This is a genomic window from Vibrio sp. 1-2 (7-a), from assembly GCF_013048515.1.
Classification (GTDB): domain Bacteria; phylum Pseudomonadota; class Gammaproteobacteria; order Enterobacterales; family Vibrionaceae; genus Vibrio; species Vibrio diabolicus.
The window spans coordinates 587,055-606,271 of record NZ_VHSQ01000002.1 but is presented as its reverse complement, the minus strand read 5'-3'; the positions used below and the strand labels follow the sequence as shown (position 1 = coordinate 606,271).

Below are 19,217 nucleotides of genomic sequence, written 5' to 3'. Positions count from 1 at the left end.
TCTGAACAAGGCGTAGCCATTCTTGCTGAGATCTATGCTGAGACATTTTCGAGTACCTTTAACGATAAAAGTTAAAGGTTACGACGTTTATTAAAAGGATTGAATGAGTCGATTTAAAGACGCTTACAATATTTTGTCTAGGAAGACTACAAACACAGAGGTCTACTCGCCTGCAAAGGGACTTGAGCCTTCTGAAGTGAAGAGAATGGAACGATACTTAGACGCAATAAGAAGTGATGTGCTGTTCGCAAAAAGTGCCATTTTAGTAGAAGGAGATGCTGAACTCATATTAATACCTGAAATGATAAAGCAAACACTCGGAGTTACACTTGATGAAATGGGGGTTAGTCTAGTAAAAGTAGATGGAACTGTCTTTAAGCATATATGTAACCTGTTTAGTGAAGATAGGTTAAAAAACTACTGTGCTATTTTGACAGATCTAGATAAAGCCTACATTACTGAAGAAAACGGCACATTCGCCAATGAAGCCTACATTAAAGCGCAAATGGCAGCACAAGAAAGTGGAGAATCGAGAAAGCAAGAGCTCGACAAGTACACAAAAGAAAACAAATATATAGAAGCATTTTATGCAGAAAATACATTCGAAACGGAAGTGATTGATCATGACGATAATTTTGAGATCTTCGCTGATATTGTCGATTTAGAATATAAACGTACAGCTGATAAAGAGAGAGTTTGGGCCAATCTATCTAGTGAGGACAAAGCTTTACGTTATGATGCCGTTCTTAAGCTAGCAAAAAAGATAGGAAAAGGCTGGCTTGCAACTGAGCTGGCACAAAAAGCTGATAATGGCGTGCAAATACCGACATACGTCTTAGAAGCTTTAAAGTTCTCGTTAAATGAGAGAAATCTGGAAGATATTTTGGGGAAGATGCTCAACTACAATATCGAGGGCTTGAAAGGCGCAGATAAAGCTGCTTTTGAACATGCTGTAGACCTAAGTGAAGCTTTAAATATCTACAGTGGAATGATGGATGATTCTTTTTCAAGGTTTATAAAACTATATGCCTTTTAAGAAGCTAACAAATGAACAAAGAGCAGCTGTAGAGTTTAGCGGCAACCTATTATTAACAGCGTGTCCTGGTTCCGGAAAAACGAAGACTTTGGTATCTAAACTTGCCTATATGGTAAAGAACAAAGATGCTCTAGGGATCAAGAAAAGGAAGATTATAGCGCTGACGTATACGAATATAGCGGCTGATACGATTACGGATCGATTACTATCCTTTGGGATTGCTGACAAATCACTTTGGGTTGGAACAATACACTCTTTTTGTCTTCAGTGGATTATTAAGCCAAACATTAACTTCATTCCGAGGCTTTGCAAAGGTTATGTCGTAATAGATGAACATGAAAGAGATCGTCTACTTTCCGACCTGAAAGAGAAGTATCAATTAAGTCCTTATGCTGACGTAATCACTAGGTTAGAGCCAGATTATCGCTATCACTATTCCGATAAAATATCATCTGAATACAAGCTCGTTGATGAGTATCATAACTACCTAAGAAATAACAATAAAATCGATTTTGATCTGATATTGAATATGAGTTTCAAGTTACTTTCTCATTACGGCGGGGTAAAAAATAGAGTCGCTTTTCTCATTAAACATATCTTGGTCGATGAATACCAAGATACATCTTTGTTACAATATGAAATTCTTAAACTAATCATCAATGAACGAAAGAGCAACATCACACTAATAGGAGATCAAGAACAAGCCATCTACACTGGATTGGGTGCTGAAGTTAAGGGGAAGGCTGACTTAATTGATTACTTCGCGTTGGATCAGTTACATGAATTGAGCCTAACTGGTTGTTTTCGTAGCAGTCAACGAATAGTCGATTTTTACAAGAAATATCAGGATGGAGGACTCGACATTGAGTCAAAGTCTGATTTAAAAGAATTTAAATCCGTCGTTCACCAAGAACAAAGTATCGACAAAAGCCAGCTCTCAAACTTCATTCATGAAGTTATTGAGTCTCATATAAAAAACGGTATATCTGCTGAAGATATTGTAGTTTTATGCCCGAGTTGGTTTGACGTTATTCAAAGGTCTAAAGAGTTAGATAAACTTGATAAAGTTTACTCAATCGATGGGGTAGTTGTTTCCCCAATTCCTAAGAATGAAGACAACATGTGGCTTAACCTAGTGAAATTAGTGTTGAATGAAGCGTGTATGGAAAACTATCTAAGGCGTCGGAGGCTTGCCAACACTTTAATCGAATGTCTGGATGAATGCGGCTTGAATATTTGTGGTGAACACAAGCAAGTACTCAAGATCGTTAATGGCTTCAATATTTCAATTGATCAAAGTATTACAGATTGGATTGGATCAATTGTATTTGAGTTTAGTCGCCTTATAGGTCTGGATATCGCAACCAATAAGACTGCTAAATCGAGTTTAGATAGCTTAGTTGAAGCGACAAAACTAAGGATGGAAAAACATGAAATGGATTACCGAGCACTTGATTTAAAAAGGTTTTTTGGTAAATCTAAAGGAGTAAAGATCACTACATGCCACTCTACTAAGGGTGATGAATATGATGTCGTCATATGTACTGGTTTGTTAGAAGGAAAAATACCGCATTGGAATGATGTATTCGTTGGTGAGCAGCATGCAAATTATATTGCCAGACGCTTGTTATATGTGATTGGCTCTAGGGCTAAGAAACACTTATACATGATATCTGAACGAGGACATAAAACTCGAAAAGGTTTTGATTATGTACCAACCAGGCAACTATGAATCTCACTCCGTATTACATTACAGGGTTAGCAAACTCAAATCGAGAAATGAGTAATTTTTGGTAGGAAAAAGTATACCAATAGATGTAAATGAGTATCTACTCTAGCTTTCTTAAGGCAAAAATGTGCCAGCAGTGATCTTTGTCATTACAGAGTGATCTTGCTGGCACGAACATGGATATAACCTTGTTAGGCTTTTTGTTAAATTAGCTCAGGTATGGAAAATAAAGAACCATGTACCTAAGTTAACGTCCCACTTACCGAAGTTTTAGCAAAAATGAAGCGTGAAACAGCACCCAGTTATCTCGTACCACGTGAGATGATACGTTCTACGTCCCTATCATAACTATCAGCAACTTCCCTCAATGTTAAGGCTAACCGTTGGTATCCAGCATTCTCAACTTCATTGGCTCGCCGTTGATATTTGTCTACTAACGCTCTTTCAGGCTTAGCTTCAGGGTCAACTGTGTGAATTCCTCGAGAATTGAAAACTCCTGTCCGATACCCATTTCTGAGACTAGAGCGCTCTCTGCTATTCATTGCATTTGCTATCACTGGATGTATCCATAAACCATCTGTTCCGACAGGAGAATGCACGAGTACACCACCAAGCTGAATCAGTGCGACATCATAATGCCCTGATGCTTTTACGATATCTTCCATTGTCGTTAGCCATTCTGAGAATGCTTCTGGGCTAAATTCACCATTAGTTTGAGTGCCAGGAACCGTACTCCATGTAGAGAGCAGGCTATATGCATTAATGGCAATATTGCGGTTCTCTTCAGTTGGCTCTGTTGTATTGGCCTCAACATCCTTCGCACGATATATCAGCTGAATCAGTTCACAGAAGAAACGAGGGGTAGACGCTAATCTGTTTTCCGTCTAGGGCTTGCATTTTTATTTATTCCCTCGTTACCTATACTGGCTCACTCTGGTAGACATTTTACTAGCTGTAGAATAGTTAAGGTAATGAAATCGTAAATAATTATTGAGAGAATTCTAGCTAAATCACTTTGGGGCAGAATTGCGTTGATTCGTTTGTGGAAGAGCCTTTTGCACAATTAGGCAACAAGCTGCTGCCCAAATTAACATTATGGCTATAACCATAGGTATCTACACAGATTGGTCGCATATTGAGCAATTAATTTGATTAAGGGAACTGAACCACGGATCAGTGATCAAGAGAGTTAACTATTCTTTCACTTTACTGATTATGACTCTTTTCGAACAACATCATTTACCGTGCCTCTTAGAATCAAGACTCTCTAAACGTTATCAGACCATTGTTATGGAACATATGACTGTGAATTCGACTAATGCCCCTGGGGCTAAATCATTAGAGCACCATACGCAATTTTGGGCTTCGACCCAAGCCACATGGCGCTTTTACCACAATGACAATGTGACCTTCCCTATGCTGAGTAGTCCGATGCTCGGGCTGGCAAGAACTGGAGTAAAAGACACTCAAAGTCGCTATGTCTTGATGGCACATGACTGGTGTCGTATCAATTTTTCTAAACATCAGAGTAAGTTTGATAAGACCCAGATGTCTCATGCTATGGATGTGGGTTATGAGCTATAAACCTCTCTACTCGTTGATGCTGAGACGGGAGAGCCTATTGCTCCAGCAGGTCTGAACTTATTGACTGATAAAGGAATTTATCAATGTCGGTCTCAAGACATTCAACCAAAACAAAGCCATCTGGACTCGTTATTTGAAAGCATTCAGTGGCAAGAACAATTGCGCTTAGATAAGCCCTTAGTCCACGTTGTCGACAGGGAAGCAGATTCAGCAAAAGACTTAAGACGCTTTGGGTCTATAAATTGGCTAACACGAACAAAAAAAACCTCCACCTTCCGTCATGAAGGGCAATTTAAAACGGCAGAGGTAATTGGTCGAAAGCTAAATCCAGATATCAAAGGCGTCGTTTCAATACGAGGGAGAGAGGGTTATCTTTTTGTCGGAGAGACGAAGGTTGAGTTACAGAGAAAGTCGGAAAAGTTGGCATCGCAAGCGCCTGAATGTCGCCTTGTTATGAGCTTAGTGACCGATGAAAAAGGCAATGAGTTGGCAAGGTGGTATTTATTGTCGAATGTTTTCGATGTTGATGCGACAGATATAGCGATGTGGTATTGCCACCGCTGGAATATTGAGTCTTGGTTCAAACTGTTGAAAACGAATGGTCATCAGCTTGAGAAGTGGCAACAGACAACGGGTGAATTGATACTCAAACGATTAATTGTAGCCAGTGTTGCGACCACGCTCGTTTTCAAGCTTTACTCAGATAAGTCAGAAGAAGCGAATGAATTTAAGAGTTTTTTAGTGAAATTAAGTGGGCGTTTGACGAAGCGTTCAAAGCCAGTAACACATTCAGCCTTACTTGCAGGTCTCTGGGTGTTCTTGCAAATGTGTGAGGTATTAAACTCTTACACTACAGAGGAAATCAACAGGATGAAAGAGTTGGCTAGTTCGTTTTTTGCTCAATTTGTGTAGATACCTATGGCTATAACCCCTTAGCTCACAAGTTTCGGGGCAAAAACAAGTCAATCCAACCAGACTTAAGGAATACTGTCGTAACTTACTTGTTGTGAATTTGCAACAACTACCGAGGGCTCCAATAGACATAGAATCGACATTTTGTTGATTCTATGTCGCTGCATTAACCTTGATTTGGTAGACATAAGATCGACATTTTGTCGATTCTACGTCGTAATTCTTTTGAAAATGAAACCATATATTGGGGGTATACCCTCTCAAATATTAAACTAAAACATACTACCACCAATTGGTGATAGATCTGTCTGCTCGCAAACCAATAGGTTGGGCAATGTCTTTATCACCTGACACTCGGTTAACAGGCAAAGCTCTTTTGATGGCTTATGAATCTTGTGGTAAGCCGAAAGGTGTCATGTTCCATAGCGATTAAGACAGCCACTATACCAGTTGCAAATACCGTCAACTACTGTGGCGCTTTCAAATAAAGCAGAGTTTATCTCGCCGAGGAAATTGCTGGGATAACGCGCCGATGGAGTGTTTCTTTAGGAGTCTGAAAACGGAATGGATACCAACTGTCGTCGGACAATAAGTATGATCGTAAATGTGAAGATTTGACACGCCAAAAGACGAATTGAGAAGCAAAGTTTGATCATTTTCGCACTTCATTTCGACTCTTGGAGTACACAGAGTGACAAAAAAACATTGATCGATTCCTAACAAGCTTTTGTCGGATAGACGGCACCTGTTACCAGGTGCCACCCTCCTCAGAACCGTACGTGCAACTTTCACTGCATACGGCTCAAGCCTCCACAAAGGCACAGTGAAGCACCCAGTAATTAAATCGTTATAGGACTAGAGCGAGACCAAAAGTTGATCGCAACACTAGCCCTTCGTGTTAATTACCTTTGCGATACGCACTTGAAGCTTTAATACCTTGCCAATGAGCACTCAGTAGTTGAGAGACCACGGTTCGTTGTAAGAAGCTGCACTAATTTCATTTGAAATCATCATTTGCTTTTCTTCTTCAATAAAGTTCTTCAAACTCTTTCGCAACGGGAGACCAGTTAGAAGTCAGCTCGCTTTAGCGCCAGATAGAAATCTGTATCCACTTCATTACAAAGCGACATTTGCTTTCTCTAACCTCCTTTACCTGCATACCTATCGGCCACCTTCACAGGTAGCTTTCCCATAGGGAGGTATACAGGCTTACCCTGTTCCGTATGTCGCGTAAAAATGTCAACTTAGATGCCCACAATGGTGCGGAGAGTACAATGACCACGAAAGAGCATTGTCCAATCTCTTTCCGACTCTCGTTGCCTTTTGGCTACAGCGTATTAACCACTTCCGCTGCTTCATCGTATAACGCGCCTTAAATGGATTCACATTACATTCATCATATTGACTCCCTAGCACTCACCCGATTTTGTGGTTATCAGGAGGAACATCCTCTCACGATTTTGCTCCCGCTCAGCCCAACGACCAAGCTTCGTTACGTTGTCAGAGCCGCTGCTTTATTCAGGCTCTTAGGGTCATCTGGTGATACAGATGGTTCACTCTGCGTGGTGAACAACGCTTCATACGACTTCAGGTCGCACGGACAAAAACAATTTAGACTAATTACTTGATTTCAAATTTAGCGAATAACATTAGGTATGGAAAAGCAGATACTGTGGAAAAGCAGATACCCTTCATACCACCTCACTAAGAGCATCCAATCCACTAGAGAAAGCGGCCTTCTACTTCAGGTGGTCGACGCTCTACGGCAGTTCCTTGGGTTCCTAGTATACTTAAATGATAGGCACCCTCTCGGTGCCTATCATTTAATTCATAGTGTTTTTAATCGCTTGAGTATCTGCTCTCGCTCTTTGTTTAAAGCTTTGTCTGTAATATCGATTGCAGGCTGAAAGATGTTCATATCCATTTCAAAGTGATTAAATTCATTTAGAAGAGTCTTCTTTGACATGAAAAAGACACGATGTTGTATCTTTTCGCGTTCATTTCCCTTAAACGATGCGAAAATGATACTAGATAGCATATCGTGTTTGTTTGTATTGATGGCATATGTATCAACTAAAACTTTTTCAACATTTAGCCTCAAGTATAAATATGTAAGTGTGTGCCTTAGTGTTTTTGATAGTAAAGGATAAGATCCTGATTTTAAAGGGCTAAATTTTGTATAGTCCCAACCAACAACTTCCTTCGCTGATATTTTATGAACATTCCCTAGCACTCTGTCAGAAAATAGCTTCTCATAGATTTCTGTAACATTGATCGTTTCATCACAGTAACCATGCATTAACTGAGTTAACTTGTTCTTTTCTTCTATCAATCCCCTAATTTGACAAAACCCACGCATAAACGGAACTAGAGATATCAGAAATTGTTTTTCATCATCAATTTCCGTTTTTATATCCTCTCTTAAAAGGTTTAAGAATTCATGGATGTACAAGAGAATCGACATTTCTTGAGGGTTAATTGGCGTAAAGCCGTTACTCTCGCCTAATACGTTGTTGAAGTAGTACAAGTTTAAGCACTGTTTTGCCTGATGCTCTAATAGTTTAATTAAGTCTGTGTTGTGCGTAAGGACTAGAGTCTTTTTGGAAGATAAGAAGCTTAAAATCGCATATGCTAGTTTGTTCTTGTAAATGGAATCAAAGCTCGATATCGGGTCATCAAGTACGATTAATTCACATGCCGAGTTTTTCGCTTTTAAGAGCTCAAATGCGAGTGAAAGGAAGTTCTGCTCACCATTACTTAGCTCAAGGTCTTGGCGGTTTTTGTTTAAAAAGTCTTTCCCTCCTAACATAAGTCTAATATTGTTATTATCATCACGCTCTAGCGAAATTTCACGCTCAAGAGATTCATTTAGAAACTGTTCGATGAACAATATGTCTTCACTTCCAAATGTTGGCTTATTCTTGAGTAATGCTTGATAGGCTTCATAGTCTTCTTGTAACGCGTGATTAGTTGAAGTTGTTATAAAGTCATGTTTGAGAAGCTGCCAGTACACTGATTTATAATTGTTGAATTCAACGACTAGATCCTCAATGAAGGATTTATCAGATTTCTTTATAGCAGTTCTAACTCTATCTTTGATATTAAACGAGTCAGGCTGAGACAGGTTCTTGATGATCTTTTCTGCTATTTCTTTTTCTTTTTCATCCATTTGATTGGATGTTTGTTCATATTGTTCGTTTTTCTGAGCTAGTTTAGCTACTACATCAATAGGATGGTCGCAGACTAAACACTCATCTATATAATTAAATTTCTCTAGAATTATTACAGCTTCGCTTTGCTCTTCAAGTTTGACTATGCTCTGTTCTTTATCATCAAGTTGGAAATTGTAGTTTGATAAAGCGCGAATGATTGAATCATTTTTGGCAAAATCCTCAATGAAAAACCTTAGCTTCGCTTCATCATAGTCTGGCGTTTCTGCTAATTGATATCCGTATACTTTATCAATGAAATTTTTACGATCTATTTTTTTACCTCTGGATCGACTATTTGCTATGTCTGCTATGTAACCTAATAGGTCTTTATCTAGAATGAGCTCATCAAAATTCGTACTCATTTTAGCTATTTGATAGTTTTTCTTGAGGATACCAACAAGTTCTTTTTCGAACAGTAAGGAAAAGCTGTCGTTCAGTTTTTCTTTAAGTTGGTATTCCCTTTTAATATCATCGCCGAGGATAAAATCCTGAGTCTCACCTTGAATTACGTTTCTGTCATTTTGGTCTGATATGATATGAGCTATCGGATCACTATTTTCGGTATGTTCTATACCACCAATGTCCAGCGTGTACTCTACATCTTTGTCTTGGTTTAAGACCTTGGACAAACTTGTTTTTCCAGTACCATTAGGTCCATATACTACACATACTTTCTTACGTTCGAAATCTAACTCGTTGTTCTGCGTTAGCGCTAAATATTCGTCAGTGAAAATACTATCTTTCTTGATTTTCGATACTTTGATTTTCATAAGTTTTTCTAACTAGCTGTTTTTTTTAATGTAACACAAGCCTTGTTGCATATAAGGGCTTTCGTCAAATAATCGAAAATTACTCCACCGTAATGAAGCGAAGTTGGCTCAATATATACGCCTTATGACAAGTTGTTATTCAACTGCTATTAGAGTGTTAACGCTGATACGTTGGTCGTCTTCAGTCTTTACTTCTAGCACATCATGAGTCCGCGGTAATAAAACCAAGTCTTGTCTTTGGACGATCCATTAGATCATGCATAAAAAAATAATTAGTTGAGGATTGGGATTTTATGAGAGTAAGCACAGAAAGGGGCAGAGGCTTTCCTATCTATCTGAAGTGATTTTCCACTAACGTTCTAGACACCTTCTGTTAGATATGACCTTAACTCCTATGTATTAAAGTGCTAATTTAGTTACAGAAAAACGATTAAGGAAGATAGTAATGCATGAAAGCGATGAGCCTCGCTCTCTAGATATACTGGATGGCATACAGCTAAGGAGAATCGAAGCTGTACACAGAGGATTTCTATATCAACACCTATATGCTGTTGGATGCTTACTATTGGCTCCAACGGCTGATGTCGATGCTGTGTCGGTTGAACTTGATGAGGATATCGAGCTTATTACTGGGCTCGGGCGAATCTATGTGCAAGTTAAGACCCGCACCAACCCAATGATACCCAGCGATATTTCTGGCGCTCTTGGGCGTTTTGAGCACATTCGAAAAGAGCATTCTGAAGAGAAACGTAAAGGCGAGGCTTCATTTGTCATAGTTGCGAACAAATGTGCTGGCGTTAAACTCCAGAAGACTATCGACGAGAAAAAACTTCCCTCGGATATTGTTTTCCTTTCACCTCAGTCCTTTACTGAGTGCTACCCGGCACTCCCGCCCGCTTGGGAGTCTCTGGATGACGCAGCAGCATGGTGTATCGCTGAAGCAGCGAAATTGAATTTCTCGTTGTTGTCCCCGGAATCCCTAGTGTGGAAACTGGCCGGGCTGGTTCAACTTGCCGCCACGGGCGGCTCCTCGAACAGAGAGCATGTTTTTCACGTAAATGACCTTTCTGTATTGTTTGAACAGTTAATTGTTCAGTTACAGGACTTTCCTGTGCCTCCAGATCTTTACTGGCCGCAGAGAATGGAGCCGTCGCTCACATCTGGCGACCGTGTTCGTATCATTTGTGGTTTGTCTGGGGCTGGTAAGACGTCGTGGGCAGCCCAGGCGGCGCTACACTGCGCTGAGCTGTGTGCCTACTATGACGTAGGTGACCTTCCGGGACCAGCCTTAGCCAGTACGCTAGTTCGCGAACTGGCTGCAAGGTTTGCAACATCAGATCACGATGGTCTGCGGAAAATCTTGCTACCAGGTTCTAGTGGCTACGAGGCACTGAGAACTTTTGGCTCATTTTTAGAGCAACAAGGGGTCACTCTATTGCTCGTTTTAGACAACGCGCATCGCATTCCAGTAGATAATCTACGCGAGGTATTAAATGCAACGAAATGCATTAACTTTGTCCTGCTGTGTCAGCCTCATGACAACATACGCGAACTGGAAGCTGTTATGGGGCTTCAACGTGAGGTACTTCTCGGTTGGGATATTAATACTTTGGCCGCTGCAGTCGATGATCTCGGTGGTTTTGCCACTGCTCAGGGATACGAGCAACTTCGGACTTATACCGGTGGCCTACCACTATATGTCCAGAGCGCTGCGAAGATTGCGGTCTCAGACTACGAAGGTAATGTCGATGCGCTCTGCACTGAGCTCCAACAGCAAGAAAATAACGTAGAGACTGCACAAGAGGTGATTCTAGCCCGTGTTTATCAGGGATTCGAACCACTTGTTCAGGACTCCCTATCATTGTTCAGCCTAGCTGATGTGGGGTTAAGCACCAATGAAGTTACAGAGTTTCTGGTTAACTCTCTGGATGTATCCAAAAGAGGTGCTGCAACACTTCTCAAGAAAATGCGGGCCACTGGAACTATTGAGGTTTTTGGAAGCCAGACCTTGAAAGTCCATGACGCCGTAAGAGTCCTGGGACTACAGCATCTGGATCTTATGGCTCCACAGGTGGCTAATAAAGCATTGGTAGCATTGAGAGACTTGCTGGTCGCGAGCCTTTCTAAAACTCGTGACACATCAAGGTTTTCCCTGTTGACGCAGGTATATATTAAGCTCAACGATGCCATGACGCTCATCGCACTTTCGGGTGAGGAACTCTTTCATGAAATGGGTATCACCGTCGATATACTGACAAGTCTTGAGAATGCACTGAATTCAGATGCGCTGGAACCAGTTCAAAAATTTTGGGCTTTGGACGGGCTCCTTTTTGCCGAAATAAGGGAGGGGCGACTTGAGAATCTCATTCAGCGATTTGAAGCCATGGAGACACTTCTTGCTGAGTATGAGTTTGGCTACCGCGAAGAAATTGCCTATGCAATGAAGAAAATATTATTCTCTGCAGAAAACAGTGATGAGCTCGAGGTTCAGCGGATCGTTGAACAGTCACGTCCTAAATTACCCGATGCTGAACATGAGCGCATTTTTGACTACAACTATGCTATCGCGCTGTGGAAGCTAAATAGATACAAAGATGCGGAAGATCTGTGCTGGAAAGTGATCGACGGTTATTACGGCATACTCGGCATCTCCGCACAGGATGTGATCGGTAAAAACGCAGATGTGCTGTGGAAAATTATCAACACACCAGTAGACGTTCAGGATCATCTTAAACATCTCGCCGACGTCCTAGAGCTATATGCCATAAATCGGGAAGAACAGAGAAAACCAACGCCATTCGCACGTATTCATTCTATGAAATTCTACAACATGGCCGGCGCCCCAGAATCCTTGGTTCGGGTTGGCCAGGATTTAGCTGATGAGTTTATAGCTATGAAAGACCATGAAGGCGCCCGGGAAGTCATGGAGCAACACGTGTTGCCTGTTGTGGACAAGGCAGGTTTGGTTAATAGGCTAGTTCAGGTTCGAAGTCAGTATGCGGTAATACTGGCGCTATGCGAACAGCACGATGATGCCGCCGTTGAGATGGGACGTCTAGATCCTTATTTTGACGGGTTAACCGGTGACCAACGCCTTGAAATTGAAAACCAATCAAACTATATAGCCCAACTCGCACATCAGGCATCGCATACAGCAATCAGAAAGATGTTTAGGGTGGTCGGCAGAAATCAAAAGTGTCCCTGTGGCTCTGGCCTTAAATATAAAAAATGTCATAGAATCTGATTCATCTACCTAAAAGCATTCACAAAGCCAAACTGAAGTAGCGTGAATTTGATCACCTACAACATGCGACAGCGTATCTGGGCACATAGGTCAATGGAGGCAGGCAGTTAGTTAAGAAGCTTGTGGGGTGTCACATTAGTTATGCTTGGACTAACCGTGAATCGCATTCTGCAACCGAGCTTTCTATCTAAAACACTTTGGGGCAAATTAGGAAGCTAGGATAGGCATTTTGTTCACTCCTTCAAAACTCAGCTATTGGCCTTTGAAGTGTTTCTGATGAAGATGGCATGATGTAAGCTAAGCCAATAAAATAGAAATGGATTTAGAATTTATATGTTTAATCTTCATACTCTTGGTTGGCACAGCTTTCAACAGTTGTGCCTTTCGGTATTACGCGAAGTTCTCGGTCAAACGGTCCAGTCCTTTCTAGATACTAATGACAGCGGTAGAGATGGAGCATTTGCAGGTATCTGGAGCCAACAAAATGGTGAGTTGTTCTCTGGCCGCTTTGTGATCCAATGTAAGTTTACCGCTCGCGTTGGGCACTCTCTCACACCATCAGATCTTGAAGACGAATTCAGCAAGGCCGAACGATTAGTCAGCAAGAATGAATGTGACATTTATATTCTAATGACAAACGCTGGTGTTTCCGGTGCTACCGAACTAAAGATTAAGGAAAGGTCCAAAGAAGCAGGAATCAAAGATTTCCTTATATTGGGTTCCACTTGGCTGGAAGACCAAATTCGTGACAATAAGCATTTAAGGATGATGGTTCCAAGAGTATACGGTCTCGGAGACTTGAGCCAAATTCTAGACGACCGAGCATATGCTCAAGCCAAAGCTGTACTCGAAACAATGAAAGAAGATCTAGCTAAGGTCGTTTTAACTGAGTCTTATCGAAAAGCAGCTGAAGCTCTCGACACGCATAGTTTCGTGCTTCTAGTTGGTGAGCCAGCCTCAGGAAAAACGACCATAGCATCATTGCTTGCTATGTCATCTGCTGACCAATGGGGAGCGTCTGTGGTTAAGTTGATGACACCCCAGTCAATCGTTGAGCGTTGGAATCCTAATGAAAAGTCCCAACTATTCTGGATCGATGACGCATTCGGAGTGACTCAGTATGAAAGTGGCCTTGCCTCCGGTTGGAATCATATCCTCAATGAGGTAAGAACCATTCTTCGCCAAGGAAACCGTATCGTTATGACGTCACGAGACTATATCTATAATCGTGCACGTCAGGATTTGAAGGACGGTGCCTTCCCACTCTTCCAGGAGAGTCAGGTTGTTGTAGATGTTCATAACCTAACGCCAGACGAACGAAGGCAGATTCTCTACAACCATCTAAAGCTTGGAAGACAACCCAGAGAGTTTCGTGCTGCGGTTAAACCACATTTAGAGACTGTTGCAGATCATGATAGGTTCATTCCAGAAACAGCTAGGAGGTTGGCAGATCCATTTTTCACCAAAAATTTGTACCTGTCTGATTTGAGCTTGGAGAGGTTTGTAGATAAGCGCGAACAATTCCTCATAGATACCTGTAAAGAGCTAGACGCCGGTTGCAAAGCAGCATTAGCATTAATTTATATGTCCAACGGTCAATTGCAAAGCCCGGTCACATTGACGGCTGCTGAGGATGATACTCTGAGGCGATTGGGCAGTGACTTGGGAGGTTGTACAGCTGCACTCGAAGCACTGCGCGATAGTCTAGTAGTCCACGTGAATTCGGACGGAAAGTCCTTTTGGACTTTCAAACACCCAACTATTGGAGACGCATACTCTGTCATGCTTCGAGGCAGTCCGGAGCTGCTTGGGATTTATGTCCGCGGTAGCGATATCCAAAAGCTGATGCGTCAGATAACTTGTGGCAACGTAGACATTGAACAAGCTGTTGTACTGCCTAGTTCTATGTTTGAATTACTCATTAAGCGACTTATTACATATAAAACAAGTTCTGCCTATAAGACTCAATGGATGTCAGGTTGGTGGGCTCGACGAGAACTGCTAAGTTTTTTAAACGGACGGTGCAACAAGCAGTTTCTCGAATCGTATCTCAGAGCTGACCCCAAATTAATTGATCATATCACGACCCCTACGCCGAACTTAGATTTTTCGGTAGAAGTCGACCTAGCTATTCGCTTGTTCAAACTAGGCATCTTACCAGAAAGCGCGCGTAAAACACTGGTAACTACGGTCTCGAAATATGCTCAAAATGGCGAAGATGCCAGAGTTCTAGGTGACCCTGAGCTCCGCTCACTATTAAATGATAAGGAAGTGAGAATACTAAGAGAAGCGATTCGTACTGAATTACTGCCGCGAATTGAGGAAGTGCGTTGTTTACATCAAGAAGAGCACGATCCCGAAGAAGACCCAGAGTGGCACATGAATCGTTTTACTCAACTGCTTTCAGGTATTTTAGATGAATATCCACATAGTTTGCGTATTAGAAATATTATAGAAAAACAGCGCATGTTAGTTAAAGAATGGGTCGATGAAAACCCACTGGAGGAAGACAGTTCGGCTTCGCGAGATATCATAGTTGATGAACCGAATGTAAGCTATACGAGCAGTCGAAGCATTTTTGATGATATAGATGAGTGATATCTGCTCCAGCGCGATTTCGATAAACACTCTGTAGCATTATTAAAATGTGGTCAACAGAATTGGTAAAAATGGACAGGCTTACTGCGCCTGCAACACAGAAAGGGGGCAGAACCTTCTTAGAACCATCATACCTACAACGTACCACGGGTAAAAATTCAGCAACAGGAAGCCTCTGGACAAAACCTTGCTAAAGTAATAAGTTAAATTAGAAAGATGCGGATAACTTTGGGTATTGAAAAGTAGCTTGATTGGGTATCCCGCCTTATTTGTACAGAACCGTTCAATGACAAACACTTAAATAAACTTGCAAAAAGGACTGCGGTTCGCTATCTTTTATTTACAACTTACCCTTCTTCCACGCGCGGCGACATACAGACCCCTGGAGCTGGGCGGAGAAACCGACCTTTGAGTCGGTTTTTTCAATTTTAAGCTATTGATTTCAATTGTTGCGTACAGATTACGACTCTTGTATACTTGCTCTACAACTTACCCTTCTTCCACGCGTGGCGACATACAGACCCCTGGAGCTGGGCGAAAAAACCGACTTTTGAGTCGGTTTTTTCAATTTAGGGCCAAAATAAACGTGAAAACAAGAATATATATCGACGGTTATAACCTCTACTTTGGGTGTCTCAAAGGAACCCCTCACAAATGGCTAGACCCAATTTCTTTATCAGAACGACTGTTAGCACGTTCAGGGGAGCGAGGTTCTATCCTGGATGAGGAGGTTGGAGTTAAATTCTTCACGGCTGAGATATCCGAAAAAGCAGCATCTGACAACACTTCTCTCAACGACCAGCGTTCCTATCATCTGGCTCTGCATATTCACTGCGCATCACGCCTCGAAACTATCAAGGGTAGCTATGCGATTGATAAGACAAAGTTCCCTTGCGTCGAAAAAGACGATAAGGGAAATGAAAAACAGCCTAGAGACTCACAGCGCGTGAAGATCTGGAAGCTAGAAGAGAAGCAAAGTGATGTGAATGTCGCGATTGAAGCTGTCTATGACGCAATCACTGAACCGGATCTAGAACAGGTTGTATTCGTAACCAATGATACCGACATAGCCCCAGCACTAAGTAAAATACGCGAGTACAATAAGTTGCAGCTTCGAGATGAAGTGAAGATAGGTCTTATCGTACCAATCAAAAGCGACGATGATTCCAGACGAGCTAATAAAAGCTTGAGTGCACTTGCTGATTGGACAATTCATCATATTAGAGATGAAGAGCTTGCTGCATCCCAACTACCTTGCAGGCTACCAGCGAAAATGTCAGCCTTTAAGCCTAGTGGCTGGTTCAAATACCCAGATAGAGTACAAGAGATACTAGAGATCCTTAGTGATAGAGAAGTAGCTAAGAGCATTCCTGCCTCTTGGAAATGGCTAAGCAAGCCTTTACAACAGGTCGAAGGTTTGCCCAATTTGGAAAGTCTACCTTGTGATTGCATGGATGACGAAGTAGCTCTTGAAACCATTCGTCAGCATGCCATTGCCTACGCGACATTTAAAAAGTCACTCTAACCCTGAGCACAAATCCTCCTAGGCTTGGCTTTTCAATGGTGGCAGTTTTATAATCTTCACATCCTGCTGCCCCTCATATTTTTAGGGGCTCTGGCTGTTTATAGTTTGCCATTATTCCAAGTATGGCTAACTGGACTATCAAATGTGTGTTGAACTTGCAGCGGTAATTCAAAAAGGGGCAAAAGCGTGTTAGCTTGACCGTCCCTCTTGGCCTGACACTACCCAAAACAGATCAATCTTTAATGTAATTGATCAGGCTTTATTGGAATCGATCACTCTATATTGTCTTCTGACACCAACGGTAGGTTATCGTAGCTTTGCTGAGGCTCAACAAGAGATAACCCGCTACATCACTGGATATTACTGCTAACTCAGGCCACATCAGTATAACGGTGGCCTAACACCTAATGAATCAGAGCAGTTGTATTGGGAAAACTCTAACACTGGGGCCAATGTTAGTTGACCACTACACTTTGAACATTAAGGCTCGGTTAGTTGAAGAAAACTGTCGGAGATGCGTTAAGATTTAATATAACGATAAGAGATTAGGGGTAAGTATTGATGAATCAAAGGCTAGCTTCTGGGCTGAAATCTGCCGAAGCATTGTTGTTAAAGTGGGGAGCTACCCGTGAACAGATACAAGTTATTCTACCAACTGAAGAGGATAGCCTGGAAGTTAGAATCAGCCACCTTTTAAATATCCATGCTACTTTAAGGGCAATATTTAGCAATGAAGAGAATGTATATGGCTTTATGGGTCATACAAACAACAACACCTTCTTCAATGGGCGAAGCCCAACTAGTATAATTGCTTCAGGACGCTTATCTGATTTACAAGCAGTCAGAGATCAAATTGATAACTTAGTATTACGCTAAGATAAGCGTACTAAGCTATGACAAGGGGTGTTCGACACGTACACTCGACAAATCCATTAACCCATATATAGGGTTATCCCATCGATTCCCTCGCCACATTATAGAAGAAACACACTCTAAATGTTTCAGCTCTTCTAGAATGTTGTTTTGTGCTTCTACAGATAAATCACAGTCAACATTGACACTTAAGTAGACATGACGAGCCAATTTGGCAGCCTTCATAACATCTGTAAAGGCAACTCCAGAGCTTCCTCCTTGGGTTAAAATAACGCTCGTAAATGATGACTTGAGTAGTGCCTCAGCCAGTTGATAGTTGCTGTGGCGCTCACTCCAATTCCATATAAGCGTACCAGTCAATTCATCAGTATTTTCTAGTTGAGCCAATGAATTGAAGTCTATCCCATATTCGTTATCATGAACTTGAAAAACTCTGACAACAAGAGGGTGTTCTCCACGCTGTATCAGTTGTTGCTGTAGAGTTCTTACTGTGTGGCGTTCACCACTTCCACCTTTAGTTCGTAAAACGGCATAAACTTTTAATTCAGCACAGCACCCTTGCCAAAAACTAACATCAATGTCTTGCCGCGAAAAATCGGAAATAGTGTTTAGACCATTGCCTAAACTGCGCGTTATAGTTTTCTGGCTCATAACAAACTCCTAAGATTGTGGCGAATCCCGTCTATCATATAGAACAACTAATAGTCACCTAAATGCCTGACTTTGATTCGTGCTACGTAATATAATAGTTTAACTAAAGGAAAAGAGAGCTCTATGACAATAAATAAATCAACGTTATACCCAACACTAATCCCTTTTAAATTGCCCGATATTCCATTCAAAGTCATTGACCCAAATGAACTACCTACCACCTATAGATTGGCTTTCGAAGAGTTTTTAGCTGGCTCATCTGCACCGCATCCTATCTATGCCTATCAGCATGATTTTGAACGGTTCATTTTATCGATTGAACAGGGACATATTAAAATAAAAGAATGCTAAGTTGTATCAAATGCAAATAGAGAAAGTGGCTAACGCCCCTCAAAGGTTGGGAATTGTAAGAGCTTAATTTTACAGAAGGCCACGGTGAAAAATCGGTCAAACCGTACCAACCTGAAATGTTGCATGTTGAGGGGCAATTGCAATTAAAAACTATCTTTACAGTCAATTTGTTCTCATTAATTTTACGTATAGTAAACTCGCATTAGCAGGGTATGAATGAGTTTTTACTCTGGGTAATTTTGGGACAGCAAGGTAAGTTACGCGTAGTCATGCGAAAAACAAATGAGATTGACTCGTCATTCTTAACCCTCTTTATTTGACTCAATATCTTTCATCGCCTTTTGGAAAATCGTCATTACGTTAGGGTCGCTTTGCCCTGTATGGACTATTTTTTGGATAAAGGCTTGCAGGTAACCAATCTCTTCCTTTGCCACTTTTAGCTCAGATTCTAGCTGAATTACTTTTTCCGCTAAATTAATGTCTTTTTGAAGAAAGGAAAGCAACTCGGTATCGTTAGATGAAACAGGTTGTCCTTTAAGTAAGCGTTTCCTCGCTTTGTATGCATTTTTGATATTGAGATATTTATCGAGCGTTTGTCGAGTTGTCGTAATCGCAAGGTTAGACTCAACTTTTGTTACCAATAAATCCCAAGTGAGCTTGCCTTCCCAAGCCTTAATGAGGGCTTGAATGGAGATTTGTTGGTCTGTGTTTAATGATTTGGTCGCCATACCT

General features: G+C 41.3%; 11 protein-coding genes and 3 pseudogenes. 10 read left to right on the top strand and 4 right to left on the bottom strand.

Annotation, left to right across the window (positions count from 1 at the left end; all coding sequences use genetic code 11):
- Positions 1 to 103 precede the first annotated feature (103 nt).
- Both FKN08_RS10310 and FKN08_RS10305 read left to right on the top strand, forming a co-directional pair.
- Entirely contained in the window at positions 104 to 1,036 is a 933-nt protein-coding gene (locus tag FKN08_RS10310) for a TOPRIM nucleotidyl transferase/hydrolase domain-containing protein (protein ID WP_170892041.1), read from the top strand.
- Positions 1,026 to 2,768, top strand: coding sequence for an ATP-dependent helicase (locus FKN08_RS10305; RefSeq protein WP_170892040.1), 1,743 nt, complete (start codon positions 1,026 to 1,028; stop codon positions 2,766 to 2,768). The genes FKN08_RS10310 and FKN08_RS10305 overlap by 11 nt, the downstream gene beginning before the upstream one ends.
- A 299-nt stretch (positions 2,769 to 3,067) precedes the next feature.
- Here the strand turns inward: FKN08_RS10305 and FKN08_RS23820 are convergent, their stop codons facing one another.
- Positions 3,068 to 3,430 (bottom strand): hypothetical protein, encoded by a 363-nt coding sequence (locus FKN08_RS23820; RefSeq protein ID WP_249373400.1) that lies wholly within the window; start codon positions 3,428 to 3,430, stop codon positions 3,068 to 3,070.
- Between the two features lie 544 nt (positions 3,431 to 3,974).
- Between FKN08_RS23820 and FKN08_RS10295 the strand changes: the two are divergent.
- Together FKN08_RS10295 and FKN08_RS10290 are read left to right on the top strand one after the other, a co-directional pair.
- Positions 3,975 to 5,261: pseudogene (locus FKN08_RS10295) on the top strand (hypothetical protein).
- 292 nt (positions 5,262 to 5,553) lie between these two features.
- A pseudogene (locus tag FKN08_RS10290) lies at positions 5,554 to 5,835 on the top strand (DDE-type integrase/transposase/recombinase); the annotation flags it as partial.
- 1,254 nt (positions 5,836 to 7,089) lie between these two features.
- On the opposite strand, the gene FKN08_RS23685 reads toward FKN08_RS10290, so the two are convergent.
- A complete protein-coding gene (locus FKN08_RS23685; RefSeq protein WP_212762666.1) occupies positions 7,090 to 9,243 on the bottom strand; it encodes a hypothetical protein in 2,154 nt (717 codons plus the stop codon).
- Between the two features lie 445 nt (positions 9,244 to 9,688).
- Here FKN08_RS23685 and FKN08_RS10280 point away from each other — a divergent pair, with 445 nt between their 5' ends.
- The 5 genes and pseudogenes from FKN08_RS10280 to FKN08_RS10260 all read left to right on the top strand — a co-directional run bounded on the left by FKN08_RS10280 (position 9,689) and on the right by FKN08_RS10260 (position 17,486).
- Positions 9,689 to 12,487 carry an SEC-C metal-binding domain-containing protein gene (locus tag FKN08_RS10280; protein ID WP_170892039.1) on the top strand — a complete coding sequence of 933 codons (2,799 nt, stop codon included), beginning with the start codon at positions 9,689 to 9,691 and terminating at the stop codon, positions 12,485 to 12,487.
- Positions 12,488 to 12,820: 333 nt separating this feature from the next.
- Positions 12,821 to 15,085 carry a hypothetical protein gene (locus FKN08_RS10275; protein ID WP_170892038.1) on the top strand — a complete coding sequence of 755 codons (2,265 nt, stop codon included), beginning with the start codon at positions 12,821 to 12,823 and terminating at the stop codon, positions 15,083 to 15,085.
- Positions 15,086 to 15,671: 586 nt separating this feature from the next.
- Entirely contained in the window at positions 15,672 to 16,610 is a 939-nt protein-coding gene (locus FKN08_RS10270; RefSeq protein ID WP_241814653.1) for an NYN domain-containing protein, read from the top strand.
- Between the two features lie 295 nt (positions 16,611 to 16,905).
- Positions 16,906 to 17,073: pseudogene (locus FKN08_RS10265) on the top strand (IS3 family transposase); the annotation flags it as partial.
- A gap of 98 nt (positions 17,074 to 17,171) precedes the next feature.
- On the top strand, positions 17,172 to 17,486 hold the full coding sequence (locus FKN08_RS10260) for a hypothetical protein (protein ID WP_170892037.1): 315 nt from the start codon (positions 17,172 to 17,174) through the stop codon (positions 17,484 to 17,486).
- Between the two features lie 15 nt (positions 17,487 to 17,501).
- Here the strand turns inward: FKN08_RS10260 and FKN08_RS10255 are convergent, their stop codons facing one another.
- Positions 17,502 to 18,134, bottom strand: a complete 633-nt coding sequence (locus FKN08_RS10255) for a hypothetical protein (protein ID WP_170892036.1) — start codon at positions 18,132 to 18,134, stop codon at positions 17,502 to 17,504.
- Between the two features lie 123 nt (positions 18,135 to 18,257).
- On the opposite strand from FKN08_RS10255, the gene FKN08_RS10250 reads away from it, so the two are divergent.
- On the top strand, positions 18,258 to 18,485 hold the full coding sequence (locus tag FKN08_RS10250; protein ID WP_170892035.1) for a hypothetical protein: 228 nt from the start codon (positions 18,258 to 18,260) through the stop codon (positions 18,483 to 18,485).
- A gap of 302 nt (positions 18,486 to 18,787) precedes the next feature.
- Here FKN08_RS10250 and FKN08_RS10245 read toward each other — a convergent pair whose 3' ends face one another.
- A complete protein-coding gene (locus tag FKN08_RS10245; RefSeq protein WP_170892034.1) occupies positions 18,788 to 19,213 on the bottom strand; it encodes a hypothetical protein in 426 nt (141 codons plus the stop codon).
- Between the last annotated feature and the right edge of the window lie 4 nt (positions 19,214 to 19,217).

Bases quoted from the DNA above. Each gene is read 5' to 3' on its own strand.
- FKN08_RS23820 (WP_249373400.1), bottom strand. From the start codon at position 3,430: ATGGAAGATATCGTAAAAGCATCAGGGCATTATGATGTCGCACTGATT.
- FKN08_RS10305 (WP_170892040.1), top strand. From the start codon at position 1,026: ATGCCTTTTAAGAAGCTAACAAATGAACAAAGAGCAGCTGTAGAGTTT.
- FKN08_RS10275 (WP_170892038.1), top strand. From the start codon at position 12,821: ATGTTTAATCTTCATACTCTTGGTTGGCACAGCTTTCAACAGTTGTGC.
- FKN08_RS10245 (WP_170892034.1), bottom strand. From the start codon at position 19,213: ATGGCGACCAAATCATTAAACACAGACCAACAAATCTCCATTCAAGCC.
- FKN08_RS10260 (WP_170892037.1), top strand. From the start codon at position 17,172: ATGAATCAAAGGCTAGCTTCTGGGCTGAAATCTGCCGAAGCATTGTTG.
- FKN08_RS23685 (WP_212762666.1), bottom strand. From the start codon at position 9,243: ATGAAAATCAAAGTATCGAAAATCAAGAAAGATAGTATTTTCACTGAC.
- FKN08_RS10255 (WP_170892036.1), bottom strand. From the start codon at position 18,134: ATGAGCCAGAAAACTATAACGCGCAGTTTAGGCAATGGTCTAAACACT.
- FKN08_RS10280 (WP_170892039.1), top strand. From the start codon at position 9,689: ATGCATGAAAGCGATGAGCCTCGCTCTCTAGATATACTGGATGGCATA.
- FKN08_RS10250 (WP_170892035.1), top strand. From the start codon at position 18,258: ATGACAATAAATAAATCAACGTTATACCCAACACTAATCCCTTTTAAA.
- FKN08_RS10310 (WP_170892041.1), top strand. From the start codon at position 104: ATGAGTCGATTTAAAGACGCTTACAATATTTTGTCTAGGAAGACTACA.